The 25,079-nt window shown below is 49.3% G+C and carries 26 protein-coding genes; 20 read left to right on the plus strand and 6 right to left on the minus strand.

All coding sequences use genetic code 11. The features are described from left to right. Positions 1-10 precede the first annotated feature (10 nt). Complete coding sequence (locus M3202_RS01065; RefSeq protein WP_251221524.1) at positions 11-769, minus strand: ABC transporter permease; 759 nt, start codon at positions 767-769, stop codon at positions 11-13. Beyond that, complete coding sequence (locus M3202_RS01070) at positions 702-1,547, minus strand: ABC transporter ATP-binding protein (protein WP_251221525.1); 846 nt, start codon at positions 1,545-1,547, stop codon at positions 702-704. The genes M3202_RS01065 and M3202_RS01070 overlap by 68 nt, the downstream gene beginning before the upstream one ends. 315 nt (positions 1,548-1,862) lie before the next feature. On the opposite strand from M3202_RS01070, the gene M3202_RS01075 reads away from it, so the two are divergent. From M3202_RS01075 to pheA, 4 genes are all read left to right on the plus strand, one after another. Then, entirely contained in the window at positions 1,863-2,393 is a 531-nt protein-coding gene (locus M3202_RS01075) for a Spo0B C-terminal domain-containing protein (RefSeq protein ID WP_251221526.1), read from the plus strand. Between the two features lie 11 nt (positions 2,394-2,404). Next, on the plus strand, positions 2,405-3,688 hold the full coding sequence (obgE, locus tag M3202_RS01080) for a GTPase ObgE (protein ID WP_251221527.1): 1,284 nt from the start codon (positions 2,405-2,407) through the stop codon (positions 3,686-3,688). 814 nt (positions 3,689-4,502) lie between these two features. Beyond that, positions 4,503-4,949, plus strand: a complete 447-nt coding sequence (locus M3202_RS01085; protein WP_251195353.1) for an ACT domain-containing protein — start codon at positions 4,503-4,505, stop codon at positions 4,947-4,949. 15 nt (positions 4,950-4,964) lie between these two features. After that, the gene (gene pheA / locus M3202_RS01090) at positions 4,965-5,831 is read left to right on the plus strand and encodes a prephenate dehydratase (RefSeq protein ID WP_251221528.1); all 867 of its coding nucleotides are present in this window, start codon (positions 4,965-4,967) and stop codon (positions 5,829-5,831) included. 245 nt (positions 5,832-6,076) lie between these two features. Here the strand turns inward: pheA and M3202_RS01095 are convergent, their stop codons facing one another. Together M3202_RS01095 and M3202_RS01100 are read right to left on the minus strand one after the other, a co-directional pair. Continuing rightward, entirely contained in the window at positions 6,077-6,613 is a 537-nt protein-coding gene (locus M3202_RS01095) for a transcription repressor NadR (protein ID WP_251221529.1), read from the minus strand. Positions 6,614-6,615: 2 nt separating this feature from the next. Beyond that, on the minus strand, positions 6,616-7,752 hold the full coding sequence (locus tag M3202_RS01100) for an IscS subfamily cysteine desulfurase (RefSeq protein WP_251221530.1): 1,137 nt from the start codon (positions 7,750-7,752) through the stop codon (positions 6,616-6,618). 116 nt (positions 7,753-7,868) lie between these two features. On the opposite strand from M3202_RS01100, the gene nadB reads away from it, so the two are divergent. The 12 genes from nadB to yajC all read left to right on the plus strand — a co-directional run bounded on the left by nadB (position 7,869) and on the right by yajC (position 19,555). Continuing rightward, positions 7,869-9,434, plus strand: coding sequence for an L-aspartate oxidase (gene nadB, locus M3202_RS01105; RefSeq protein ID WP_251221531.1), 1,566 nt, complete (start codon positions 7,869-7,871; stop codon positions 9,432-9,434). Between the two features lie 13 nt (positions 9,435-9,447). Beyond that, positions 9,448-10,290, plus strand: coding sequence for a carboxylating nicotinate-nucleotide diphosphorylase (gene nadC, locus M3202_RS01110; protein ID WP_251221532.1), 843 nt, complete (start codon positions 9,448-9,450; stop codon positions 10,288-10,290). A gap of 1 nt (position 10,291) precedes the next feature. Next, positions 10,292-11,395: a quinolinate synthase NadA gene (nadA, locus tag M3202_RS01115; protein ID WP_251221533.1), complete on the plus strand. Its 1,104-nt coding sequence runs from the start codon at positions 10,292-10,294 to the stop codon at positions 11,393-11,395. Positions 11,396-11,640: 245 nt separating this feature from the next. Next, the gene (gene safA, locus M3202_RS22675) at positions 11,641-13,086 is read left to right on the plus strand and encodes a SafA/ExsA family spore coat assembly protein (protein ID WP_432805960.1); all 1,446 of its coding nucleotides are present in this window, start codon (positions 11,641-11,643) and stop codon (positions 13,084-13,086) included. Positions 13,087-13,277: 191 nt separating this feature from the next. Beyond that, on the plus strand, positions 13,278-14,150 hold the full coding sequence (locus M3202_RS01125; RefSeq protein ID WP_251221534.1) for a YhcN/YlaJ family sporulation lipoprotein: 873 nt from the start codon (positions 13,278-13,280) through the stop codon (positions 14,148-14,150). Positions 14,151-14,406: 256 nt separating this feature from the next. Then, positions 14,407-14,964: a BofC C-terminal domain-containing protein gene (locus M3202_RS01130; RefSeq protein ID WP_251221535.1), complete on the plus strand. Its 558-nt coding sequence runs from the start codon at positions 14,407-14,409 to the stop codon at positions 14,962-14,964. A 159-nt stretch (positions 14,965-15,123) separates the two neighbouring features. After that, the gene (gene ruvA, locus M3202_RS01135) at positions 15,124-15,723 is read left to right on the plus strand and encodes a Holliday junction branch migration protein RuvA (protein ID WP_251195363.1); all 600 of its coding nucleotides are present in this window, start codon (positions 15,124-15,126) and stop codon (positions 15,721-15,723) included. Between the two features lie 43 nt (positions 15,724-15,766). Further along, positions 15,767-16,768, plus strand: a complete 1,002-nt coding sequence (gene ruvB / locus M3202_RS01140; RefSeq protein WP_251221536.1) for a Holliday junction branch migration DNA helicase RuvB — start codon at positions 15,767-15,769, stop codon at positions 16,766-16,768. Next, positions 16,765-16,983 (plus strand): DUF2905 domain-containing protein, encoded by a 219-nt coding sequence (locus M3202_RS01145; protein ID WP_251195365.1) that lies wholly within the window; start codon positions 16,765-16,767, stop codon positions 16,981-16,983. Before ruvB ends, M3202_RS01145 begins: the two co-directional genes overlap by 4 nt. Before the next feature lie 81 nt (positions 16,984-17,064). Next, positions 17,065-18,090 carry a tRNA preQ1(34) S-adenosylmethionine ribosyltransferase-isomerase QueA gene (gene queA, locus M3202_RS01150; RefSeq protein ID WP_251221537.1) on the plus strand — a complete coding sequence of 342 codons (1,026 nt, stop codon included), beginning with the start codon at positions 17,065-17,067 and terminating at the stop codon, positions 18,088-18,090. Positions 18,091-18,119: 29 nt separating this feature from the next. Then, positions 18,120-19,259, plus strand: coding sequence for a tRNA guanosine(34) transglycosylase Tgt (gene tgt, locus M3202_RS01155; RefSeq protein ID WP_251221538.1), 1,140 nt, complete (start codon positions 18,120-18,122; stop codon positions 19,257-19,259). Between the two features lie 32 nt (positions 19,260-19,291). Next, on the plus strand, positions 19,292-19,555 hold the full coding sequence (gene yajC, locus M3202_RS01160) for a preprotein translocase subunit YajC (RefSeq protein ID WP_251221539.1): 264 nt from the start codon (positions 19,292-19,294) through the stop codon (positions 19,553-19,555). A 225-nt stretch (positions 19,556-19,780) separates the two neighbouring features. On the opposite strand, the gene M3202_RS01165 is transcribed toward yajC, so the two are convergent. Further along, positions 19,781-20,155: a TIGR04086 family membrane protein gene (locus tag M3202_RS01165; protein WP_251221540.1), complete on the minus strand. Its 375-nt coding sequence runs from the start codon at positions 20,153-20,155 to the stop codon at positions 19,781-19,783. A gap of 114 nt (positions 20,156-20,269) precedes the next feature. On the opposite strand from M3202_RS01165, the gene M3202_RS01170 reads away from it, so the two are divergent. Together M3202_RS01170 and M3202_RS01175 are read left to right on the plus strand one after the other, a co-directional pair. After that, a complete protein-coding gene (locus M3202_RS01170; RefSeq protein ID WP_349775591.1) occupies positions 20,270-21,640 on the plus strand; it encodes an ArsB/NhaD family transporter in 1,371 nt (456 codons plus the stop codon). Between the two features lie 125 nt (positions 21,641-21,765). Continuing rightward, positions 21,766-22,410: a DUF421 domain-containing protein gene (locus M3202_RS01175; protein WP_251221542.1), complete on the plus strand. Its 645-nt coding sequence runs from the start codon at positions 21,766-21,768 to the stop codon at positions 22,408-22,410. A gap of 202 nt (positions 22,411-22,612) precedes the next feature. On the opposite strand, the gene spoVB is transcribed toward M3202_RS01175, so the two are convergent. Beyond that, complete coding sequence (gene spoVB, locus M3202_RS01180) at positions 22,613-24,184, minus strand: stage V sporulation protein B (RefSeq protein WP_251221543.1); 1,572 nt, start codon at positions 24,182-24,184, stop codon at positions 22,613-22,615. Positions 24,185-24,290: 106 nt separating this feature from the next. On the opposite strand from spoVB, the gene M3202_RS01185 reads away from it, so the two are divergent. After that, positions 24,291-24,776, plus strand: a complete 486-nt coding sequence (locus tag M3202_RS01185) for a COG2426 family protein (RefSeq protein WP_251221544.1) — start codon at positions 24,291-24,293, stop codon at positions 24,774-24,776. Between the two features lie 17 nt (positions 24,777-24,793). Then, positions 24,794-25,075: a post-transcriptional regulator gene (locus M3202_RS01190; protein WP_251221545.1), complete on the plus strand. Its 282-nt coding sequence runs from the start codon at positions 24,794-24,796 to the stop codon at positions 25,073-25,075. Positions 25,076-25,079 lie beyond the last annotated feature (4 nt).

Below are 25,079 nucleotides of genomic sequence, written 5' to 3' on the forward strand. Positions count from 1 at the left end.
CTTTATTTTTTTATGATTTGGCATATCCCCAGCGGGTGAGGACCTTTCGTTCAATTGGATTAAAAATAAAATATTCAACAATAAGACCGATGATCGCAATGATGATCATAATCGCAATGACAAGCTCCATATTGAAAAAGTCACGTGCATCAAGCAATGTTCTGCCGAGCCCGCCGCGTCCGAGCAATTCCGCCGCCATTAACGCGCGCCAGCCAAAAGCCCATGAGAGGCGAATCCCTGTAAGCGCGGATGGAATCGAAGCGGGAATCATCACTTTCCAAATTAACTCATAGCCTTTGTAGCCCATCGTCCGCGCGGCGCGGATCAGGAGCGGCTGGACGTTCTTGATGCCCATCCGGACATTCATCGTCATCGGCCATGTACCACCAAGCACAATCACAAACAGGATCGCCCCGGTTCCTCCCTGGAACATCACGAGGGCGAGCGGCAGCCAGACGATGCTCGGAACGGACTGTAACGCAACGACGAGCGAGCCTAATGTTTCATCAGCGAGCTTTGAAGTGGCGAGAATAATGCCTAAAATCGAACCGATGAGGACGGCGAGCAAAAAGCCGAGTCCGATCCGGCCGATGCTTGTCGTCAAGGCGGCCGTTAAGATCCCTGTTTCAAAAAATCCTTTATACAGTTGCACAAAGGAAAGAAGAGGAGAGGGAAACATTTCGGTGCCGAAAACGTCAAGTCTATATATGGTCTCCCATATTACGATGAGAGCTGTAAAGAAGAGTAGCCTTCTGACTACGGTAATCATCACCCATCTCCTCCTTCATGACTTTCTCGATCTCGCCGGCCAATTGCTGGCTGATCTGTTCTTCCAGCGCGGCAAAGACCGGGTCCGATGATTTGCGCGGCCGGGCCATCGGCACGTCGTAAATGTTGACAATGCCTCCGGGGCGGACTCCCATTAAGACGATTCTGTCGGAAAGCAGGATCGACTCGCGGATGTTGTGAGTGACAAACAAAATCGTTTTGCCTGTCTGCTCCCAAATATATTGCACTTCTTTGTGCAGCATCGAGCGCGTCTGTTCATCTAACGCGCCAAACGGTTCGTCCATCAGCAGCACTTCCGGGTCCATCGCCAGAGCGCGCGCAATCGAAACGCGTTGTTTCATTCCTCCGGAAAGCTCATGAGGATAGGCGTCGACGAATTTGCTGAGATGAACAAGCTTTAAGTATTCGAGTGCTCTCTCCTTTGCTTCCTGCTTGGAATATTGCTTCTTGATCGCAAAGATTACATTATCGAGAACCGACATCCATGGCATGAGAGCAGCCTCCTGAAACACAACGCCTCGATCCGCTCCGGGTTCTTTTACTTCGCGGTTCCCGACAAGAACCGTCCCCGTGCTTGCGTTTTCTAAACCTGCGACAATATTAAGTAAAGTCGACTTTCCGCATCCGGATGGTCCTAATAAGGAAACGAACTCACCAGACTTTACATGCAAATCTATATGCTCAAAAACAGTGTAGGAGGTGTTTTCCTGCTTGTTTTCAAATGTTTTCCCAACTTGTTGAATCTGAATGTCAGACATGTTTGCCAGCCTCCTTCCCTGAAAGAAAATATTTTTATAAATCTTATAAAAATAGTCGGTTATTCATTTTAGTATATGTAGAGGGGCGGATGCTGTCAATTCTTTTTTCGCAAAACAGCGTGGTATATAGAGGATCAGCATGAAAAGAACAGCGGTCATTCGATAGCAAAAAGCTCAGTACGCAGGTAAGAATTAAAACGGAAAAAGGGAAATGATGACGGGCAACTTTCTCAAGGGAACAAATATATGGTAAGATAGGCGTTGTAATGCACTTGATAGTGGGAAAAGAAATGGGCAAAGACAAGGAGAGCCGAAATGACGAATCATTTTGATGTAGTAGAGGCGCTTCGTCATGCACGTCACGACTGGTTGAATATTATGCAGCTCATTAAAGGAAATCTGGCGTTGAAACGCTATGATCGAATTGCTGATATTATTGACGAGGTGGCGCGCCAGTCGAGTAGTGAAAGTGAAATTTCAAATATACAAGCCCCGAGTGTGTCCTATTTTTTGTTGACGTTTAATTGGTTCTGCCGCGAGATGAAATTAGAGATGGATGTGGCGGGAGATGTCTTTTCTTTGGCAAAGCAGGAGCAGGAGCTGTTACGCATCTGCAAGCAAATTATAGAGCGCTTAGCTCGTGAAAGCACATTGGACACAGAAAACCATCTGCTACTGACTTTTTTATTTACCGATCAGCAGTGTGAGTTAACGTTTGATTATCAGGGAACATTACAGCAAGAAGGGCAGTCTCTCGTTGAGTATGCGGCTCGGGAGCCGGCTGTCGAACTCGTGGAAGTTAGTAAACAGGAATGTGTCCTACTAACTCGTTTTACAAGAAGCTGAGGTGAAGAAAGGTGTTTGTCGATAAAGTCAAGGTTTATGTAAAAGGTGGCGACGGAGGAAATGGAATGGTTGCGTTCCGTCGAGAAAAGTACGTGCCCGATGGGGGCCCGGCCGGCGGTGACGGCGGAAAAGGCGCAAGCGTCGTCTTTGAAGTGGAGGAAGGTCTGCGAACGTTGATGGACTTTCGTTATAACCGGCATTTTAAAGCGGATCGGGGAGAGCATGGCCGCCCGAAAGGTCAGCATGGTAAAAATGCGGAGGATATGGTCGTCAAGGTGCCTCCGGGAACGACGGTCGTTGATGAACAAACAGGACAGGTTATCGCTGATTTAACCGAACATGGTCAGCGCGCTGTTATCGCCAAAGGCGGCCGTGGTGGCCGGGGAAACATCCGCTTTGCGACGCCTGCCAATCCCGCACCCGAAATCGCGGAAAATGGCGAGCCGGGAACAGAGCGCGAAGTCGTTCTTGAGCTGAAGGTGCTCGCTGATGTTGGCCTTGTCGGGTTTCCGAGCGTTGGTAAGTCAACATTGCTCTCGGTCGTCTCGGCGGCCAAGCCGAAAATCGCCGATTATCATTTTACGACGATCACGCCTAACTTGGGCGTCGTCGAAACAGAGGATAACAGAAGCTTCGTCATGGCTGATTTGCCTGGATTAATCGAAGGGGCGCATGAAGGAGTCGGCCTCGGTCATCAGTTTTTGCGTCATATCGAGCGGACGCGCGTCATCGTTCATGTGATTGACATGTCGGCTCTTGAAGGGCGCGACCCTTATGAGGATTATGTGCTGATTAATGATGAATTGAAGCAATACAATTTACGTCTGTTGGAGAGGCCGCAGTTGATTGTTGCCAATAAAATGGACATGCCCGAGGCGGAAGAAAACCTCAAGCGCTTCAAGGAACAGCTTGAGGACGATCACCCTGTATTTCCGATTTCAGCGATTACGAGAGAGGGCGTACGGGAGCTGCTCTTAACGATCGCCGATAAAATTGAGCAGACGCCGGAATTTCCGCTTCATGAGGAAACAGAGGAATCAACCCGGGTTGTCTACAAGCATCAGAAGGAGGAAGCCCGGTTTGTGCTATCGCGTGATGATGATGGCGTCTTTGTCATCTCAGGGCCGGAAATCGAGCGCCTCTTCAAAATGACCGACTTCTCAAGAGACGAATCGGTCCGCCGCTTCGCCCGCCAAATGCGGCACATGGGAATCGACGAAGCACTCCGCCAACGCGGCGCCAAAGACGGCGACCTCGTCCGCATCCTGAAGTTCGAATTTGAATTTATAGACTAGACAAGAACCCCAGCCCGCCCTTGGCTGGGGTTCTTGTCGTAGCGAAGAGCGAAGCCGCTGCAAGGTTTTGAAGTCCGCAAGGAACGGGGTTCTCCTTGCGGACGGGCAACGAGCGAGCCGGAGCAGAGTCAGCCCGCCCTTGGCTGGGGTTCTTGTCGTAGCGAAGAGCGAAGCCGCTGCAAGGTTTTGAAGTCCGCAAGGAACGGGGTTCTCCTTGAGGACGGGCAGCGAGCGAGCCGGAGCAGAGTCAGCCCGCCCAAGGCTGGGGGTTCTTGTCGTAGCGAAGAGCGAAGCCGCTGCGGGGTTTTTTGAAGTCCGCAAGGAACGGGTTTCTCCTTGAGGACGGGCAGCGAGCGAGCCGGAGCAGAGTCAGCCCGCCCAAGGCTGGGGGTTCTTGTCGTAGCGAAGAGCGAAGCCGCTGCGAGGTTTTGAAGTCCGCAAGGAACGGGTTTCTCCTTGAGGACGGGCAGCGAGCGAGCCGGAGCAGAGTCAGCCTGCCCTTGGCTGGGGGTTCTTGTCGTAGCGAAGAGCGGGAGCTTTCGTAACTCGAAGAAGAGTAATGGCTCCGCGCGTTGCGCGCCTTGCTTCGAGAAATCCACTCGTAGCAAGGCTTTCAAAATCAGGCAACGGCTACGCTCATTACGAAAAAGCTGCTGAAAAAGTGTAAATCGTACTTTTTCAGCAGCTTCTTGTCTCTTCGTGGGAGACAGGTTTTCATTAGTAAGGGACAAATTTGGGGGATGATGTTGTCAAAAGGGGTTGCGAATTCTATAATGGGAAGATAATGATCTACTGAAAGAAGGTGAACCATGCTATGGCTTCGCGTAAATCATTTTATCTCGTGCGTGAGGATATGCTTACGGACGCGATGGAAAAAACACTGGAAGCGAAAGAACTGCTGCATTCCGGCAAAGTGAAAAAAATCAATGAGGCTGTACATAAGGTCGGGTTAAGCCGCAGCGCCTTTTATAAATACAAGGATGGAATTTTTCCTTTTCATACAATGGTAAGAGAAAAAATCATCACACTTTCGATTATTTTAGTAGATCGGTCTGGTTCATTGTCACAGCTACTCGGGAAGGTTGCTGAAACAGGGGCAAACGTGCTAACGATTAACCAGACGATTCCATTGCAGGGACGCGCCCATATGACATTAACGATAGACACGGCCCCGATGAAGCTTGAATTTGATGAAGTAATGGAGTGGCTGGAAGGGCTTGAAGTAGTGGAAAAAGTCGAAATGGTCGGCTCGGGATCTTAGGGAGGAGAGAGCAGCATGAAAATAAGTTACTTAGGACCAAAAGGAACATTTACAGAAATGGCAGCGAGAGGGCTGTTTAAAGAGCAGGAGCTTGTTCCTTATCAAACGATTCCTTTCTGTATGGATGCCGTCGCTGCCGGGGAAGTCGATGCAACGATCGTGCCAATTGAAAATGCAATCGAAGGATCGGTAAATATGACGCTTGATTATTTGATTCATAAACAGCGCCTGCCAATTATTGGCGGCGTCACTGTACCGATCGCCCAGCATTTGCTTGTCCATCCGGAAAACAGACAGCAGCCGATTGAGAAAATCGTTTCTCATCCACACGCGATTGCCCAATGTCATGATTTCCTTCAAGCGAAGCTGAGCGGGGCGGAGTGGGAATATATGAATTCGACCGGAGCGGCGGCTGAATTTGTCGCGAGCCATCCCGAACAGAAAATCGCGGCGATCGCCAATGAACTGGCCGCTGAAGAATATCAGCTTGTACCGCTGCATGAAAATATCCACGATTATTCCCATAACCGTACAAGCTTTGTCGTTCTGAGCCGGACGCTTGATATGCTGCACTTGCAAGAGCCGGAGCATATCGCTGATAAAACGAGCTTGATGGTGACATTGCCGTCCGATTTTTCCGGCGCGCTTCATCAGGTGCTGTCCGCCTTTGCGTGGCGCAAGCTGAATTTAACGAAAATTGAATCGAGACCGACAAAAACCGGCTTAGGCAATTATTTCTTTCTAATTGACGTCGATGGCCTGGCTGATGATGTGCTGATTCCAGGGGCAGTTTCAGAGCTGGAAGCGTTAGGCTGTGGGGTCGATATTCTTGGAAGCTATCCGTGCTATCAATTAGTTCCCCAGGCGGAAAAAATCCGCTGAGGACAAAGTGGGAAGCGGATTTCTGAGCTTGAGAGGGCGAGACAAAACTAGCTTTGAACCTATTGGCAATGGCTTCATACCCCACAAGCCCGTTGTGAGACATCTACTCACAACGGGCTTTAACAAATCGTGGCGGTTCCGCTCATAGCCTCTTTTAGCTGGGCCATTCAAGTGATGGGCCGGCTTCCCATGTTAGGCGGTCTGTCTGGAAGCGGGGGTCTTTCAGACAGACCTGCGCGTTTTTCTTAGTCGTTTAAAATGAAGCCCCGCCGGTCAAGGGCGGCGATGGCGCTGTCCAGTTGTTCCTCGGTTTGCGCCTCGATTTCATGCAAGTGGACGCCATTTGTCAACTCGGATAATAAGGCCGCTTTTGTCGATTGCAAATGAGCGCAAAACTGCTCGACATCCTGACGGCTTGAGACCATCAAGGAAGCAGACAGCTCACCGTACAGGGCGTGCTCGACCATCACTTGGCGCACAGTCACGCCGTGGTCGACGAGGAGAAAAAGCTCTTCCTTCGTCTCGGCGGGCGTATGGCAGCAGGCGATAATCCGGCTCGCTTTTGCCGGCCTTTCTGTCTTGACATACATATAGCCTTGAGCGGTCGCTAAAATTGGATGCTTTTTCGCTTTTAAGATCGATATATCCTGGACGATTACTTGCCGGCTGACATTGGTTCGTTTGGCCAGCTCATTTCCTGTTAATGGCTTGTCGCTTGTTTGCAGCCAGTCAATCAGTAGATTCCGACGCTCCTCGCCAAGTATTTTCTTGCCATTTGTCACATCTATTCATCCCCTTTATAGGTCAGCAAAATTTCTTTGATTGCCTTAATCAGCTGTGTAACGTCCTGCTTTGTCGTGTGCTTGCCAAACGTAATTCTGACAAGCTCATGCGCTTCTTCGGCCGAACGGCCAAGGCTGATCAGCGTTCGTGAAGGAGAGCTTTGTCCGGCCCGGCAGGCTGAACCGGTTGAGATGGCGAAGCCTTTGCGGTTACATTCCAGCATGAGCAGCTGTCCTTCCATTCCTTTCGCCCGCAGCGCGATATGAAAAGGCAGCCGCGCGGTCGGATGGCCTTCAAAGCACACCTCAGCATGCCCGGCAAATGCCTTTATAAATTCGTCCCGGTAGTCTGCAAGCCGGCTCATTTCTTCGTGTGCATTGGCGCTCATCTCTTCTACCGCCGCAGCAAACGCCGCGATGGCAGGAACATCGACCGTGCCGGCCCGGAAGCCATTTTCATGAGTCGTCCCGTGGTGAAACGAAGCCCAGCCGACGGCATGCTGCAAATAAGCGGCGCCAACTCCTTTTGGTCCGTAGCATTTATGGGCAGAAAAGCTGGCGCTTGTCAGCACGTCGAGCGGAATCGGCAGCTTGCCAAAGGTTTGCACGCAATCACTATGAAACAGTATAGCATGATCGGCGAGAATCTTTCCAAGGGCAGCGAGATCCTGTACGGTGCCGATTTCACTGTTCGCGTGGCCGATCGTCACGAGAACCGTATCCTCATCGATTGCGGAACGCAGCTCCTCTTCCGTTACTTGTCCATATTGATTGACGTCAAGATAACGAATGTGGAACCCCTCGCGATCGTGAAGAAAGGCAAGAGCTTGATGGACGGAATGATGCTCTCCTTCTGTCGTCAAAATCGTTTTGCCTTTCGCTTTATGGGCAATGGCCAAACCGGTTAGCGCTAAAAACGTCGCTTCCGATCCTGAGCCGGTAAAATAAATGTCGTCCGGGCGTGCTGGTGGAAGGCTTGCCGCAATCGTCCGCCGGCTAATGGCCAGAACATCCTCCGCCTCCTGGCCAAGCGTGTGCAGGCTTTGGCTGTTGGCGTAATACTGCCTCGCGATACGCTGATAGGTGTCTAACGCATAGTCGGACATCGGGGTCGTGGCACTGTAATCAAAATAAAGCATAATCGGCTCCTTTTCCTACTCAATTTCCGTGCGCTTTCGAAAAATCTCTTGTCACAATTCTTATTTTATGTAAAGATAGGTGACAAGACAACTGTAAATTACATGGAGGAATGATCATGGCTGATAAGGCGGTAGACGTGGTTATTATTGGAAGCGGCATTGCCGGATTAATGACGGCCCATCTTTTAGCTGATGACTTGAATGTGATGATTATCACAAAGTCAAATGTGGCACAAAGCAATTCCAGCCTTGCTCAGGGAGGCATGGCCGCTGCGATCGATCCGCTTGACAGCTGGAGCAGCCATTATGCCGACACGCTTGAGGCGGGCCATCACCATCATCATTTTGATCATCTTGAACTGCTGGTGAAGCGGGCGCCGCTTATTGTGAAAAAGCTTGAAGAACTCGGGGTGGAGTTTGACCGTGATCAATATGGCAGGCTGAAGCTCGGCATGGAAGGGGCGCACAGTCATCGTCGGATTGTCCACGCCGAGGGCGATCAGACAGGCCGGGCGATAACCGCCGCTCTCATTCGGCAAGTGCAGCACCGCGTACAGCTGCTTGAGCAGACAATGGTGCAAAATCTACTGCTCACCGATGCTGGGGTAGGAGGCGTCGAGACAGATCGCGGCGTGGTCCGTGCCAAGGCGACGATTCTCGCCACAGGAGGAGCCGGGCAGCTCTTTACACACACCTCCAATGTACCTGAAGCAACCGGCGATGGACTCGCGCTTGCTTATCGGGCGGGAGCGCGGCTGATTGATATGGAATTTGTCCAATTTCATCCGACATTGCTTGTCCGCGCCGGGCAAACATATGGACTGATCAGCGAGGCCGTTCGCGGTGAAGGAGCGTTTCTTGTCAACCAAAATGGAGAACGGCTGATGGCCTGGCATCCGTTAAAAGACCTTGCCCCGCGCGACGTCGTCAGCAGATCGATTGAGCAGGCACTGCATCGCGGAGAGCAAATCTTTCTCGACTGTCGCGTTATCGAAAATTTTGCCCAGTGTTTTCCGGGTTTGATAAAGCGCTGTCAACAGGCGAAAATTGACCAAAATCAGCCTCTGCTTCCGGTCGCACCGGGTGCTCACTTTATGAGCGGCGGCATTGAAACGAATGCCAACGGCCAAACCTCGCTTCCAGGCTTGTATGCGATTGGGGAAGTTGCCTGTACCGGCGTTCATGGCGCAAACAGACTGGCGAGCAATTCGCTGCTGGAAGGGCTTGTCTTTGCCGAGCAGGTCGCCACCTATTTGCGTGAGGTTCCTTTGTTTGACGGGAGGGAGGCGCAGCTCGTCGAGGAGGGACCGCCATTGGTAAGCGGCTGTCCGCCAACGAAAACGGCTATTCAGGCAAACATGACAGCTTATGTCGGGATGAACCGCGACGAATACGGCTTGCAGGAAATGAAGCGCTGGCTCGAACCGTATATGATGGGAGCGCTTTATCCGGGTGGAAGCACGTCACGCGAGGAACTGGAACGAAAGAATATGGTTCTCGTCGCCTGGATGATTACCGAAGCTGCCCTGCTGCGGAAAGAAAGCAGAGGCGGTCATTACCGCAGCGATTACCCGGCAAAGGATGAGGAAGGATGGGACGGGGCGACCGTCGCCATTTCACAGACGGATGGGATCATAAAACAAGAAAAAGCAAGTGGGAGAATAATACCGCTTCGGCGTTAAGGAGAGGGAGAATATGAATAAGCTGGCAATTAAGGAACGGCTGCAACTTTTTTTGATGGAGGATATTGGCGAGGGCGATCTGACGAGTCAAACGGTGATTGCCACTGGCAAAAGAGGGCAAGGAAATATGGTTGCAAAGGAAGCGGGTGTAATGGCCGGCGGGGAAATCGTCCGGCTTGGCTATCAATGCGTCGATGAAGAGGTGGAGGTTACCATTCACGTCGCTGACGGAGAACCTTTTCAGGCGGGGGACATTTTAGTGAGCATGAAAGGGTCTTATCTTTCCTTGCTCGCCGGCGAGCGGGTTTTGCTGAATATTTTTCAGCGGATGTGCGGGATTGCGACGATGGCCAGAGATGCGGTTTTACGTCTTGATGACCCATCGATCCGCATTTGCGATACGCGGAAAACAACGCCGGGCTTACGTATTTTTGAAAAATATGCCGTTCGCTGCGGAGGGGGATTTAATCACCGGTTTGGATTAAGTGATGCCATTTTATTAAAGGAAAACCATTTACTGGCCGGAGGCGGAATTACGAAAACACTTCAGGCGGTAAAAGAAAAAGTAGGTCATATGGTCAAGGTGGAAGTTGAGACGACAAACGAGGAAGAAGTGCTTGAAGCAGTTGAAGCCGGAGCGGATGTGATTATGTTCGATAATGCGACGCCGGAGGAAATCGCGTCATATGTCAAGCTCGTCCCTTCCGTGATTAAGACCGAAGCATCCGGCAATATTTCTCTGGAGACGATTGCTTCTTATCGCGGCTGTGGTGTCGATTATCTCTCACTCGGCTGTTTAACGCATTCCGTCAAAGCCAAAGACATTAGTTTTTTACTCGAAGCGGAGGGAGAATAAGATGAGTTTTCTTGAAGAAATTTCAAAAGTCAAACGTGTACCGGAACAGTACGCAAAAATGACGACAGAAGAAAAACGGGCGCGCATCTGGGAAATTAAGCAGCAGTTTGGCAAGCGTTTATACATTCCGGGTCATCATTATCAGCGGGACGAGGTCATTGAATTTGCTGATGCAATTGGTGACTCCCTTCAGCTGGCCCAACTGGCGCAGGCTAATCGCGAGGCGGAATTCATCGTCTTTTGCGGCGTGCATTTCATGGCGGAAACGGCCGATATGCTGACAAGCGAGGAGCAGCACGTCATTCTTCCTGATTTGAAGGCAGGCTGTTCAATGGCCGATATGGCGACGATCGCGCAAACCGAATATGCGTGGGGAGAGCTGCAGGAGCTGCTTGGCAATACGATTCTTCCATTAACCTATGTCAACAGTACAGCGGCGATCAAAGCCTTTTGCGGCCGCAATGGGGGAGCGACGGTGACTTCCTCGAATGCAAAAGCAATGGTCGAGTGGGCCTTCACGCAAAAGGAACGGATCTTGTTTTTGCCTGATCAGCATTTAGGAAGAAATACCGCCTATGATCTTGGTGTCCCTTTGGAGAAGATGGCGGTCTGGGATCCGATTGAGCGTCGCCTTGACTATGAAGGGAACCTCGATGATCTGCAAGTGATTCTTTGGAAAGGACATTGCTCGGTTCATGAAAAATTTACTGTAGCGCAAATTGAGCAGCTTAGAAAGAATTCTCCTGAAACACGAATCATCGTGCACCCAGAATGCACGTATGAGGTCGTCCAGGCGGCAGACGAAAATGGCTCGACCCATTTTATAATCGAGACGATTAAAAAGGCAGCTCCGGGTACGAAGTGGGCGGTCGGGACGGAAATGAATTTGGTGAACCGTTTAAGCCAGCAGCATCCTGAGCAGGAGATTACATCATTAAATCCGATCATGTGTCCATGTTTAACGATGAACCGGATTGATCTTGATCATTTGCTTTGGTCGCTGGAAGAACTGGAGGCGGGGCAGTTACATTTCCCAATAAAAGTGGATCCGTTAACGACCGAAGAAGCGAATTTGGCATTGCAGCGCATGCTGGAACGCGCTTAATCATCGGAAGAGAACCGGCTTAGCAGGAGCATTTCCTGTTAAGCCGGTTTTTTTAAAAGATAAGAAAGGACGCTAGGCGTTTTTCTTAGGCATAAACCTATTTGTTATCTCATAAGATTTGCTGAGACCCTTTGGGTATTAGGCTTTATCCCATTTTTATCTATTTTGTCAATTTAACGCACCGTGTCAATTCGCCTACAACATCATAAGATGTACGAAAAAGGTAAAGAGGAGGGAATGAGATCGTGAAAATTCACATTGTCCAAAAAGGGGATACGCTCTGGAAGCTCGCCAAAAAATACGGTGTTGATTTTGAACAGTTAAAAGCCGCTAATACACAACTCGCAAACCCAGATATGATTATGCCCGGTATGAAAATAAAAATTCCAACAGGAAGCGTACCTGTAAAAAAAGAATCTCAGCAGGCAGCTAATGCCCCAGTGAAGGAACAGCAGAAACTATACCAGAAGGAAGGCCCTGTGCCTCCACCAACGACGACCACGCCTGCAGCTAAAGAAACACCGCAGCCGGCGCCGCAGCCAAAGCCGGAGGTGCCGAAAGCACCGCCGAAAATGAATCAGCCAATGCCAAAGCCGGAGATGCCGAAAGCACCACCGAAGATGCATCAACCACAGCCGAAGCCGGAAATGCCGAAAGCGCCGCCGAAGATGCATCAACCACAGCCGAAGCCGGAAATGCCGAAAGCGCCGCCGAAAATGCATCAACCACAGCCGAAGCCGGAAATGCCAAAGGCACCGTCGAAAATGAATCAGCCAATTTTACAAGCACCGACATCACAACCTTCTATGCCTCAGCATAGTCAGAAATACGATGTGCACTTATACCAGCCACAAACAAAGCCCATGCAGTCGCCGATTCCAAAAGCGCCAAAGCCACCAAAAGCAAATCAGGCTCCGCAAGCGGCAAATGGGCAGCCAAACCAGCAGGCCCCGCAAATGATGCCACAGAGTCAGCCGAACCAGATGCCGCCGCAAATGATGCCACAGAGTCAGCCGAACCAGATGCCGCCGCAAATGATGCCGCAGAGTCAGCCGAATCAAATGCCGCCGCAAATGATGCCACAGAGCCAGCCGAACCAAATGTCGCCGCAAATGATGGCGCAAAGCCAGCCGAATCAAATGCCACCGCAAATGATGGCGCAAAGCCAGCCGAACCAAATGTCGCCGCAAATGATGGCGCAAAGCCAGCCGAACCAAATGCCGCCGCAAATGATGCCGCAGAGCCAGCCGAACCAAATGCCGCCGCAAATGATGCCGCAGAGCCAGCCGAACCAGATGCCGCCGCAAATGATGCCGCAGAGCCAGCCGAACCAGATGTCACCGCAAATGATGCCGCAGCAATTTGAGCAATACGCTCACCATCCGGAGCCGCTGCCAATGATGCAGGGGGCGTTTGACATGCCTTCTCCATATTTTCAGCCAGTCGGACCGCTTATGACGGGCTACGGTAATGGCTGTGCGCCAATGGGACCTTTAAATGGGCCATTGTATCAGGCGCCACAAACGCTGCCTGCTTATATACCGCCAGTGCAAATGGGAAGTGATTGTGTTCAATGCGGTCCCGTGGAACCAATTATGTACGGACCAAATGGGCAAATGATGTCCGTTAAAGATTTTGAACGGAATGAGCAAATAAATAATTATCAGGAAACGGACGATTACGACGACTAATAACAACCACTTCAACAGTCCATCGTAAAGCCGTTACGAAAGAAGCTTTGCTGTAAGCGTGGGGAAAAGGTGAAAAAGACCTTTGTCCCGCGCTTTTTTATGTCGGATTCAGGTGGTACAATGCCCAGTAACTAACAGTGTAAAGAGGCCTCCAATCAGCCACATTAAGTGGTGAAAGGGGGAATTCAAATATGAAAAAAATTGCGATGTCAATTGCAGCAGCGACAATGCTTGTTGGTGGATTAGCAGCTTGTGGTGCAGATAATCAGCAGGGAATGGGCGCGAATAACTATCGTCAAACTGGCTTTGAGTCACAGGATATGAGCGGTGCTTATACCCACTCACGTTACCGTGGACAAGGTCCTGTCACCGATATGATGACACCTGATTATCGTGGTGGCGGTACTTATGGTCAGCTTGATCGACAACGTACGCGTACGCATTTAAATAACTTTCAAACAAACCGTACGCATGGAAACCGTAACGGCTTCGGAGCGACCCAGCGTACTCCGGGCATGGGACGTACCGGCTTGACAGGGAATAACCGTCCTGGAATGGTTGATGAAGATGGATTACTGCGTGATAGAACGCGCACCTATCGTCAGCAATTTACCGGTGATCGAGTCGGAAATGGGCGGATTACCAACCAACAAAGCGGTATTCACCGTTCAAACAGAGCGACTCGTAACCAGTATACCCAACAAAATGTCAACTATCATAAAGATTATGACAGCAAAACAGCGCAGCATGTTGCCAATCGTGTGCAGCGCATAAACGGAGTCGAGGACTGCCGTGTCATTGTCGATGATAACCACATTGTTGTTGGGGTTGAAACGAACCAAAATACAAACCAGGTTAAACAACAAGTAGAACAAGCTGTGCAAAAAATGGCAAAAAATAAGCAAGTCCGCGTTGTGACGGATGAAGATCATGTTAACCGTATCCGGACGATGGATGACCGCTTGCGGTCAGGAACAGCATTCGATGAAGTCGCAGCAACATTTACCGATATGGTAAATGATTTAGGACGAGCCGTTCAACGTCCGTTTGAGCGCTCTCGTTAATAAATGGAATGGGGCCGGGGCCAAAAGGTTTCCCTTTCGCCGGGCCTTTAAACCAGCTGCCAAGCCCGTTGTGAGAGATCTCTCACAACGGGCTTTGGCGTTGTCTGAGGGAACTCATTAAGCGAAAATAATTGGCGGACAATGAGCCGCTGAAAAAGGGAAAAACATCCTTTTTCAGCAGCTTTTGAATCAAATAAGGTTTTTTCGGGCATCCTTAGCGTAGTTGCTTAAATATGGATAAAATATGGTGGTGATGATGGAGATGAGGGAACACCAAAAGGTCCCGCAAAAGCATAGTCTTTCCGTTATTGTCGGAATCGGTCTTCTTTTGGCCGCGCTTTTCATTTGCAGTGCGCTCGTTGTTGGTGGAAAACAGCCTCAAGCGGAAGAGGCGGAGGCCGTTGAGGTCATGCAGCCAAAAACCGTACAGATTACGTTGGAAAGAGTATATTTGGACGGAGAAACAAGCGAAGAGATCATTGAAGAAACGATTTGGTCGATGGAGGATTTTTGGGCGCAATATGATGGCTGGACTCTGGTGGACCAAAATGAAGACGAAATGGTTTTCCGGCAATCGGTCAATGATATCTCGCCACTAATGAAAATCAACGGGTACTTTGGCTTAACGGACGAAGGGATTCTGTCCATTTACGAAGGAGAGCCGGATCAGCAAAAGATCATCCATTCCTTTTTTCAGCTGGATACGAGCAAGCTCGAAAGCAAACAGCATTCGGAGCTTGAAAAAGGGATTCCGGTCAAAGATCGGCATCATTATGAAGAAGTATTAGAAGCCTTTCGCCAATATCAAAATTGAATTGATTCTTCAAAGCAGCGTGAATCGTGAGGGAAATTCCTTCCGGGCGGATCCAGCGCTGCTTTTTTTGCTTTTTGCAGCTGGAAAGAGAAATGACGGAAAGGGGGGCTTATGATAAAATAGAAATAAATGTTCGCATAGAGAGAGGAAGAACGGGCTGTGATTGAATATGTTAAAGGGAAAGTAGTGGAAGTGGAGCTGCAATATGTGGTGGTCGACCATCATGGCTTAGGCTATCAGATTTATTGCCCGAACCCGTTTGTTTTTCAGGAAAAGCTTGAAGAAACGGTGCAAATTTATACATACCAGCATGTCAGGGAAGACTTAATTCGTCTGTTCGGCTTCCGTACGAAGCAGGAGCGGATGCTGTTTGAAAAGCTGTTAAATGTTTCGGGCATCGGGCCGAAGGGGGCGCTCGCCATTTTGGCGTCCGGCCAGCCGGAGAATGTCGTCTACGCGATTGAGGAAGAGGATGAAGCCTTTTTAGTGAAATTTCCGGGTGTCGGCAAAAAAACAGCCCGCCAGATCATTCTTGACTTGAAAGGAAAGCTCGATGACTTTGTGCCGAATCTGCTGCAACAGGAAAAGGCGACAACAGTTGAGAAAACGCCGGCAAATACAGCGTTGAAAGAAGCGCTTGAAGCTTTACAGGCGTTGGGCTATGTCGAAAAGGAACTGAAGAAAGTTCGCCCTCTTTTGGAAGAAGAGGAGCTGACGACCGATGGCTATATTAAAAAAGCGTTACAGCTGATGCTGTAAATGAATTGCGCGAATGCGGGATGTGGGAAAGAGGTGACAAGGGATGGAAGAACGGATGGTATCGGCGGATATGCAGAGCGCGGATGATTCAATTGAGCAACGCGTTCGTCCGCAGCAGCTTGCGCAATACATCGGACAGGAAAAAGTAAAGAAAAATCTCGATGTATTTATAGAAGCGGCGAAGATGAGAGAGGAATGTCTCGATCATGTTCTTCTTTATGGGCCGCCCGGTCTCGGAAAAACGACGCTTTCCGGGATTATTGCTGCGGAAATGGGTGTGCAGATGCGGACGACATCGGGGCCGGCGATTGAACGTCCCGGTGATTTGGCGGCGATTTTGACAGCTCTTGAACCGGGAGATGTGCTGTTTATTGATGAAATCCACAGGCTGAACCGCGTCGTCGAAGAGGTGCTTTATCCGGCGATGGAGGATTTTTGCATCGATATTGTGATCGGCAAGGGACCGGCTGCGCGTTCCGTACGTCTCGATCTGCCTCCGTTTACGCTGGTCGGAGCGACGACAAGAGCAGGGATGCTATCGGCCCCGTTGCGCGACCGCTTTGGCGTTCTCGCCAGGCTGGAATATTATACAGAGGCTGAGCTGGCGTTGATCGTCAAGCGCACGGCTGAGATTTTTGATACCGTGATTGAAGACGCGGCCGCGATTGAAGTCGCACGCCGCTCAAGAGGCACGCCGCGGATTGCCAATCGCCTGCTCCGCCGCGTGCGCGATTTTGCCCAGGTTAAAGGAGACGGGACGGTTTCACTGGACGTGGCGGTGGATGCGCTTCAGCAATTGCAGGTCGACCGTTTAGGACTGGATCATATTGACCATAAATTATTGTATGGGATGATTGAGAATTATCGCGGCGGTCCTGTAGGTCTGGAGACGATTTCTGCGACGATCGGCGAAGAACCGGAAACGATCGAGGATGTGTATGAACCGTATTTGCTACAGATTGGCTTTATCCAACGAACGCCGCGGGGAAGAGTTGTAACCCCGGCATGCTATGAGCATTTTCAATTGGAGGGACCAGAGCAGTGAATTCATTTCCAAAGATCTTGATCCTTATCGGCATTGCTTTTATCATCATTGGCGTCCTCTGGTTCTTTATTGGACGCGTTCTGCCACTTGGGCGCCTGCCAGGTGACATCTTTATTAAACGCGAGAATATGACCGTATATATGCCGATTATGACCTGTCTGATTATTAGCGTAGTGCTGTCGCTTATTTTTTTCTTGTTTGGACGTTTTCGCTAATCTCTTGCATGGATGAAGCACTTTCGGTATGATGATAGGGATATGACAGGAACGGTTATGTGAAAAGGTGACGACATGACGATGAAAATAGACGATTTTGATTTTAATTTACCAGAGAAATTAATTGCCCAGACGCCGCTTCAGGATCGAACGGCGTCTCGTTTGCTTGTCTTAGATCGGGAATCGGGTGCAATTAAAGATGGAACGTTTTCCGATATGATCGACGAATTGGACGAAGGGGACTGCCTCGTCTTAAACGATACGAGGGTTCTTCCGGCAAGACTATTCGGAGTGAAAGAAGATACCGGCGCTCAAATTGAAGTCCTGTTGCTGAAGCAGCTGGAAAATGATCAGTGGGAAACGCTGATTAAACCGGCGAAGCGCGTCAAGGCAGGAACGGTTATTCAATTTGGCGATGGCCGGCTGCGCGCGACCTGTGTCCGGGAAGCCGATCATGGCGGGCGGATTTTGCAAATGGAATATGAAGGCATCTTCCATGAAATTCTTGATGAATTGGGAGAAATGCCGCTCCCCCCTTATATTAAGGAAACATTGGCTGATCAGGAGCGCTATCAGACCGTCTACGCCAAGCATCGCGGATCAGCGGCTGCACCGACGGCCGGACTTCATTTTACAACTGAACTGCTTGAACGAATTCAGCAAAAAGGGGTCCATGTGACCTTTGTAACGCTGCATGTCGGTCTCGGGACATTTCGCCCGGTGAGCGTAGAGCGGATCGAAGAGCACCAAATGCATGCCGAGTTTTATCAAATGAGTGAAGGAACAGCGCGGCTGTTGACGAGTGTGAGGGAAAACGGCAAGCGAATTATTGCTGTCGGTACAACATCGGTCCGGACGTTGGAGACGATTATCCAGGAGCACGGCGAGTTTCGCGAATGCTCGGGCTGGACCTCAATTTTTATCTATCCAGGCTATGTGATCAAAGCGATTGATGCGATGGTGACGAACTTTCACTTGCCAAAGTCGACACTCGTGATGCTCGTCAGTGCGTTTGCGGGAAAAGAGAACATCATGAAGGCTTATCAGCATGCCGTCAATGAACGCTATCGTTTCTTCAGCTTTGGAGATGCGATGCTGATTCGTTGACCCGTACACGCTCAAGGAGGAAAAAGGAAATGTCAGCGATAACATATGAGCATATTAAAACATGTAAACAGTCCGGCGCCCGGCTCGGGAAGGTCCATACGCCTCACGGGACGTTTGAAACGCCAATTTTTATGCCGGTCGGTACACTGGCAACGGTAAAAACGATGAGTCCGGAAGATTTATACGATATGAACGCGCAAATTATTTTGAGCAACACGTATCATCTATGGCTAAGACCGGGCCATGACATTATTAAAGAAGCAGGGGGCCTGCATAAGTTCATGAACTGGGAGCGTCCGATTTTAACCGATTCCGGCGGCTTTCAGGTTTTCAGCTTAAGCGACCTGCGCAAAATCGAAGAGGAAGGCGTCCACTTTCGCAATCATTTAAATGGGGACAAGCTCTTTTTAAGCCCAGAAAAGGCGATGGAAATTCAAAATGCGCTCGGATCGGACATTATGATGGCCTTTGATGAATGCCCGCCATACCCGGCAGAATATGAGTATATGAAGAAGTCGGTCGAGCGGACGAGCCGTTGGGCTGAACGCTGTCTCGAAGCGCACGGGCGCCCGCAGGATCAGGGGCTGTTCGGCATCGTCCAGGGAGGCGAGTATGAAGAATTGCGCAAGCAGAGCGCGGAGGATTTAGTTTCGCTTGATTTTCCGGGCTATGCTGTCGGCGGATTATCGGTCGGCGAGCCAAAGGATGTCATGAATCGCGTGCTTGAATTTACGACGCCTCATTTGCCAGAGGACAAACCGCGTTATTTAATGGGAGTAGGCTCTGCTGATTCCTTGATTGACGGGGCGATCCGCGGGATTGACATGTTTGACTGTGTGCTTCCGACCCGTATTGCCCGAAATGGAACGCTAATGACGAGCAAAGGACGGCTTGTCGTGCGCAACGCCAAATATGCCCGCGATTTTCGTCCGCTGGATGAAAATTGCGATTGCCACGTGTGCCGGAATTACACAAGAGCCTATATTCGTCATCTAATTAAATGTGAGGAAACGTTCGGTTTTCGATTAACGTCTTATCATAATCTCTATTTCCTGTTAAACTTAATGGAAAAGGTAAGAGAGGCGATACGACAAGATCGGCTTCTTGACTTTAGAGAAGAATTTTTTGAACAATATGGCTTTAATAAGCCCAATGCCAAAAATTTCTAGCATGCTTTGAGTAAAGAAAGGGGGGAAAATAGATGGAGCTATTTGGAACATTGCTTCCGTTAATCTTAATGTTTGCGATCTTCTACTTCCTGTTAATCAGGCCACAGCAGAAGAAGCAAAGAGCCATTCGCGATATGCACAACTCATTACAGCGTGGCGATAAAATTATTACGATCGGCGGACTTCACGGTGTTATCGATTCAATCGACGAGGACACAATTGTCATCCTTGTTAATGATAACCGTAAGCTGACGTATGATCGCGCTGCCGTAAGAGAAGTTGTCAATCCGGATTAACGAGCATACATAAAAAGAGTTGTCCCAACGCGTAGGCTTTGAGACGACTCTTTTTTTGGATCTATTTAAGAGCTTGAGACACAAAAAGAGTGAGCATGGAGTAACAGTGGGTATATTCTCGATGAGCAAGATCGTGGCGGTTCCACTCATTGCTTAAGCTTAAGGGGCTGGGAAAAGGTAAAAAAACAACCTTTGTCCCAGCCCCTTGTTGTGTTTTTCTTTTCTTTAATCCCGCGACAAATTAACACCGATCATGCCGCCGAATGCAGCGACAAGCATATAGCCACCATGATAAAGGTACTGTTCCTTCGTGAAGCTGCTATCATAGCCTAAATACTGGACGAGAAACGTTAGGAGCGAAAAGATGAAAGCCGTCGCCGCCCCGGCCAGCCAGCCCCGGCGGTTCGATTTTGCTCCGGAAATCGTTCCTCCAAGAAACATCGCTAAAAACGCGACGCTCGTAATCAGCCATGCGACAGAGCGCTCGGTAAAGGAAGTAAACGATAAGAACAACGAGATGACGAGACTAAATGAAAGAGCAATGACGAGAACAGTCGACAGCCCAAATAAAACAGCAGGCATAAATCCCCGATTTGCCATATAGACCTCTCCTTTCAAATGGACAAAAATCCTTTACTACAGCTTATTCAGGCTTGTTTTAAATAGACGTAAAAATTTCAATCTTCATGCCGGCCCTTCCTTCTTGATGAAATCATGGACAGACTTTTTGGCATTGGACATGTTTCTGAAAAAGAGGACATAGGATGTAGTAGTGGGAAGGAGAGGAGTGCAGCTATGGGGGTCCCCTTGGCAATTGTGATTTTTATTTTCAGTTATTTCTTCATTATCACGGAAAAAATGAACCGGGCCGTCATTGCCTGTTTTGGCGGCGTTTTAATGCTGATCTTTCACGTTTATGAAATCAATGCTGCTTTTCTCCACCATATTGACTGGCACACGATCACCTTATTATTAGCGATGATGATTCTTGTTTCCATTACAAGCCAGAGCGGTTTTTTTGAGTATGTTGCCGTCTCGCTCGCCAAATGGGTAAAGGGGCGTCCGCTGCCTTTGTTGATTGCGATCTCCTCCTTAACGGCATTTGGCTCGGCTTTTTTAAATAATGTGACAACGGTGCTGCTCATTGTGCCGATTGTCTTTACGCTGACGTCGCTGTTAAAGCTGCCTGCCGTGCCTTTTCTGCTGTCGATCGTCATGGCTTCAAACATTGGCGGGACGGCGACCTTGATTGGAGATCCGCCTAATTTAATGATCGGCCAAGCTGTTGATTATTTAAGCTTTAACGACTTTCTGATTCATTTAAGTCCTGTTGTGCTGCTGATTTTCCTTGTCGTTATGGCTTGTCTCGTCTTGATTTACAAAAAGCAGCTGATCGTTTCGAAGGAGGATCGGGCAAAATTGCTGGAAATTGTTCCATCCACCTATATTAAAGACCGCAAGCTGCTGGTGAAGTCGGTTTCCATCCTCTCGCTGACAACGCTCGGTTTTATCGTCCAGCCATTCATCCACACGGAATTGACGAGCATCGCGATGACGGGCGCCCTGCTGCTGATGCTGCTAACGCATGAGGAACAGGATATGGAAGAAGTGTTTCGTTCGGTCGAATGGGTAACGCTGTTCTTTTTTATTGGGCTGTTTATGCTCGTCGGCGGCTTAAAGGAAGTCGGCATTATTGATGAAATGGCGAAATCGATTATTTATTATACCGAGGGGGATTTGCCGAAAACAGCTCTTTTTATTCTATGGGGCTCCGGTATCTTGTCCGGGTTTGTTGACAATATTCCGTTTGTCGCGGCGATGATTCCCGTTATATTAGAGTTCCAGGAATTTGGAATGCATAATTTGGAACCGTTATGGTGGGCTTTGGCATTAGGCGCCTGTCTTGGCGGCAATGCGACGATCATCGGTGCTACGGCCAACGTGATTGTCGCTGGTCTGGCTGTCAAAGCGAAGCAATCATTCAGCTATTTGGAATTTCTAAAAATCGGCCTCCCGGTAGCCTTGATTTCATTTGTCATCTCGACGATTTATTTATATTTGCGTTATTTGGTTGATTTCATTTAAGACAGCCTCGGGCCTGGGACAAAAGGTGATTTTTTCGACCTTTTGCCCGGCCTTTTTTTTAAAAATCATGAGCTGCTGTTCCCTGGTCATACTAAGAAGAGAAAAAAGGGAATGGGAGGAGCAAGATGGATTATGGCACGATTATCCTGAGGACGATATTTATTTACTTCATCATACTCTTTGTGCTGCGCTTTATGGGCAAGCGCGAAATCGGGCAGCTTTCGGTGCTGGACTTTGTTGTCTCTATTATGATTGCCGAGCTTGCTGTCATTTCAATTGAAAATATTCAAGCACCGATGCTTCATACGATTTTGCCGATCGTCATCCTGTCGATCATTCAACTTGTGCTGGCGATCTTTTCCTTAAAAAGTGAACGGATTCGGAAGCTCGTCGACGGAAAACCGTCTGTTTTGATCAATGGAGGGGAAATTGATGAGAAAGAAATGCGGAAGCAGCGCTATAATTTCGATGATTTGCTCATTCAGTTGAGGCAGCAGAAGGTAAGCAAGCTCTCTGATGTCGAGTTTGCCATTTTAGAGCCGTCCGGAAAGCTGTCGGTCATTGAAAAGAAGCCCGATAAGGATGAGCCCGTAATGCCGCTGCCCCTCATCCTGGACGGCAAGGTGCAGGAAGACCACCTCAAACAAATTAACCAGACCTCCCTTTGGCTGCGCCAGCAAATGCGCAAGCTCGGCTATCGCGACATAAAAAAAATATCCTACTGCGCCCTAAAAGACCAAGACACATTCTTCGTCGACCTGAAACAATGAGCGGAACCGCCACGATCTTTTAAAGTCCGTTGTGAGTGAGTTTCTCACAACGGACTTGTGGCGAGTGGAGCCATTTGCCCCTAGGTCAAAGCGAGTTTTGTCTCAGAGCGGAACCGTCGCAATAAAAGGGTGGGGCATCACCTAAACGATCTTTTAAAGCCAGCGGGAAAGGAGGCCGGTGACAGCCTTCCTTGCGGTTTTCTTATGCTCGTGGAAGAAGGAATAGCAGGCTTTTTCCGATAAGCGGGAGGCGAAGCAGCTCCTCGCGTTTAATTAAACCGAGGCGCAGCATCAGCAGTGTATAGAAAAAAGCAAGAATCGCGATCAACACGAGCGTTTCCGCAATTAGTGGTAATGTGAAAAACGAATGGTTCTTCAGGAAAAGACCAAGCGCGGCTGTCGTCACAATCAGAAAAACTGATTTGATGAACATTTTCGTTTCAATCGTAAAGCTGATCGTCTTCACGACAGACGCAAAGTGAAGCAGGGTAACAAGCACCATTCCGATCACAACGGCAAGCGCCGCCCCCATAATGCCGAGCGCCGGCTGTGAAGCGAGCACGAAAATCGCAGCTATTTTGATCACGGCTCCGAACAGGCTGTTCATCATCGCCGCCTTTGCGAGATTCAGCGCCTGTAAAGTAGCTTGAAGAGGGCCCTGGAAGTAAAGAAAGATGCTGAACGGGGCCATCAGTTTTACATATGTGGCGACGGTAGGCGCATTGTACATTAAAGACATGATCGGCTCCGCCAGGACATAGAGGACGACGACAGCCATTCCGCCGGACAAAAGGGCAAGCCGCAGTGCCTGATTGAGCCGGTAGTGAATCGTTTTATAATGCTTGCGGGCCGAAGCTTCACTAATTGCCGGGACGAGCGAAACGGATAATGAATTCGTAATGAATGTTGGCAGGAGGAGAAGAGGAATGACAAAGCCGGCCAGCTCTCCGTATTGCTTTGTGGCGAGGATCGTCGTAACTCCGGCCAAAGCCAGACTTTGCGCGACGACGATAGGCTCAAAGAAAAGGGAAAGCGAGCCGATTAAGCGGCTTCCCGTCGTCGGCAAAGCAATCGACAGCAAGTCGCGCAGCGTATGGCGTCCTTCCTTCGCATAGTGAAAGAAGCGGCGGCGCACCCGAAAAGACTTATTCCGTTTAAATAAGATGATCATATAAACGAGGGAAGCCAGCTCGCCAAACACAACTGAGATCATCGCCCCGGCCGCCGCATACTCCACTCCTAATGGAAGGAAGGCGCTCGTCATGACCGCGACGAGGGTGATGCGGACGACCTGCTCCAGCACTTGAGAATACGCGGTTGGCTTCATATTCTGTTTCCCTTGAAAATAGCCGCGCATAATCGAGGATAAAGCGACGATCGGCACAATTGGCGAGATCGCAATCAGTGGGTAATAGGCTCTTTCATCCGTTAACAGCGTATGGGCGACGAACGGAGCAAAGCCGACCATTGCTATCGTAAAAACAACGCTTAAGACACTCGTAATCGCCAGCGATACGACTAAAATCCGCTTGATCCGCGTTTGATCATTTTTAGCTTCAGCTTCAGCGACCAGTTTGGAGATCGCCACAGGTAGTCCTAATTGCGTAATGGTGATCACAAGAAGGAGAGTCGGCACAGCCATCATATAAAGGCCGACTCCTTCCGCCCCCATGATTCTTGCCACGACGATTCTGTTCACGAAGCCGAGAAATTTAGTGATCAGCCCTGCTATAATAAGAATCAGCGTTCCTTTCAGGAAGGTTTGCTTCGTCATGAACAGCCCTACTTTCATAAAAAATGATGGATATTTTCTGTTATTATCTATATGCTTAGTAGTGGGCCAAGCATGACAGAGAATCATAGAGAGAGGGCGAAGAATTTTGTCTGATGATATGAGGGAGTTTCTCTTGCAAACGTTCAGCTTTTTGCCTGCCGAACTCATTGTTTTGCTCATTTCAGCGATGCCGATTTTAGAGCTGCGCGGCGGAATCGTCGTGGCGCACCAGCTTGGACTCTCTTATTTTGAAGCATTGCTGTATGGTGTCATTGGCAATATCTTGCCGATCATCCCGATTTTGCTGCTGTTTCAACCGGTCAGCACATGGATGCTGCGCTTTGACGTTTATCAGCGTTTCTATCATTGGCTTTATGACCGGACAATGAAAAAAAGTGACAATGTCGAGAAGTTTGGCGCGCTCGGCTTACTTTTGTTCACAGCAGTGCCTTTGCCGACAACAGGAGCTTACTCGGCCTGTTTAGCGGCGATTTTATTTTTTATCCCGCTCCAATCTGCTTTTTTGGCCATTTTGGCAGGGATCGTCATTGCCGGCTTTGGGGTCACGAGTGTGATGTATGCGATTTTCTAAAAGGAGGCGGATGATGCATGAAGGAAAAACAGCAATTTGAAGTATGGCGCGAAGATGTGGAACCGGCCCTGATCAGCAAGTTAGATGAATTTCATTTTCTCGGGTATGAACGTGTCACCATTGAAGAAATCTGGGAATGCGTGCTTTATCAGCTCCGTAAGCAAAAGGGATTTCTTCATTTCCATGCGTTTGTCAATCAAGTGATGACGTTGAAGCCGCAAACGTATATGAATTGGCTTACGGTCAAATCGTATCAGGAGCCTGCTGATTGGTTCGCGGAATTTGAGACGGAAAAATAGACAA

The organism is Halalkalibacter oceani (genome assembly GCF_023715605.1).
Lineage (GTDB): Bacteria > Bacillota > Bacilli > Bacillales > Bacillaceae_D > Halalkalibacter > Halalkalibacter oceani.

Excerpts from the sequence above, each read along its gene's own strand:
- M3202_RS01065 (WP_251221524.1), bottom strand. The coding sequence starts at position 769 with ATGATTACCGTAGTCAGAAGGCTACTCTTCTTTACAGCTCTCATCGTA.
- M3202_RS01070 (WP_251221525.1), bottom strand. The coding sequence starts at position 1,547 with ATGTCTGACATTCAGATTCAACAAGTTGGGAAAACATTTGAAAACAAG.
- M3202_RS01075 (WP_251221526.1), top strand. The coding sequence starts at position 1,863 with ATGACGAATCATTTTGATGTAGTAGAGGCGCTTCGTCATGCACGTCAC.
- M3202_RS01085 (WP_251195353.1), top strand. The coding sequence starts at position 4,503 with ATGGCTTCGCGTAAATCATTTTATCTCGTGCGTGAGGATATGCTTACG.
- pheA (WP_251221528.1), top strand. The coding sequence starts at position 4,965 with ATGAAAATAAGTTACTTAGGACCAAAAGGAACATTTACAGAAATGGCA.
- M3202_RS01100 (WP_251221530.1), bottom strand. The coding sequence starts at position 7,752 with ATGCTTTATTTTGATTACAGTGCCACGACCCCGATGTCCGACTATGCG.
- nadB (WP_251221531.1), top strand. The coding sequence starts at position 7,869 with ATGGCTGATAAGGCGGTAGACGTGGTTATTATTGGAAGCGGCATTGCC.
- nadC (WP_251221532.1), top strand. The coding sequence starts at position 9,448 with ATGAATAAGCTGGCAATTAAGGAACGGCTGCAACTTTTTTTGATGGAG.
- nadA (WP_251221533.1), top strand. The coding sequence starts at position 10,292 with ATGAGTTTTCTTGAAGAAATTTCAAAAGTCAAACGTGTACCGGAACAG.
- M3202_RS01125 (WP_251221534.1), top strand. The coding sequence starts at position 13,278 with ATGAAAAAAATTGCGATGTCAATTGCAGCAGCGACAATGCTTGTTGGT.
- M3202_RS01130 (WP_251221535.1), top strand. The coding sequence starts at position 14,407 with ATGGAGATGAGGGAACACCAAAAGGTCCCGCAAAAGCATAGTCTTTCC.
- ruvB (WP_251221536.1), top strand. The coding sequence starts at position 15,767 with ATGGAAGAACGGATGGTATCGGCGGATATGCAGAGCGCGGATGATTCA.
- queA (WP_251221537.1), top strand. The coding sequence starts at position 17,065 with ATGAAAATAGACGATTTTGATTTTAATTTACCAGAGAAATTAATTGCC.
- tgt (WP_251221538.1), top strand. The coding sequence starts at position 18,120 with ATGTCAGCGATAACATATGAGCATATTAAAACATGTAAACAGTCCGGC.
- yajC (WP_251221539.1), top strand. The coding sequence starts at position 19,292 with ATGGAGCTATTTGGAACATTGCTTCCGTTAATCTTAATGTTTGCGATC.
- M3202_RS01165 (WP_251221540.1), bottom strand. The coding sequence starts at position 20,155 with ATGGCAAATCGGGGATTTATGCCTGCTGTTTTATTTGGGCTGTCGACT.
- M3202_RS01170 (WP_349775591.1), top strand. The coding sequence starts at position 20,270 with ATGGACAGACTTTTTGGCATTGGACATGTTTCTGAAAAAGAGGACATA.
- M3202_RS01175 (WP_251221542.1), top strand. The coding sequence starts at position 21,766 with ATGGATTATGGCACGATTATCCTGAGGACGATATTTATTTACTTCATC.
- spoVB (WP_251221543.1), bottom strand. The coding sequence starts at position 24,184 with ATGACGAAGCAAACCTTCCTGAAAGGAACGCTGATTCTTATTATAGCA.
- M3202_RS01190 (WP_251221545.1), top strand. The coding sequence starts at position 24,794 with ATGAAGGAAAAACAGCAATTTGAAGTATGGCGCGAAGATGTGGAACCG.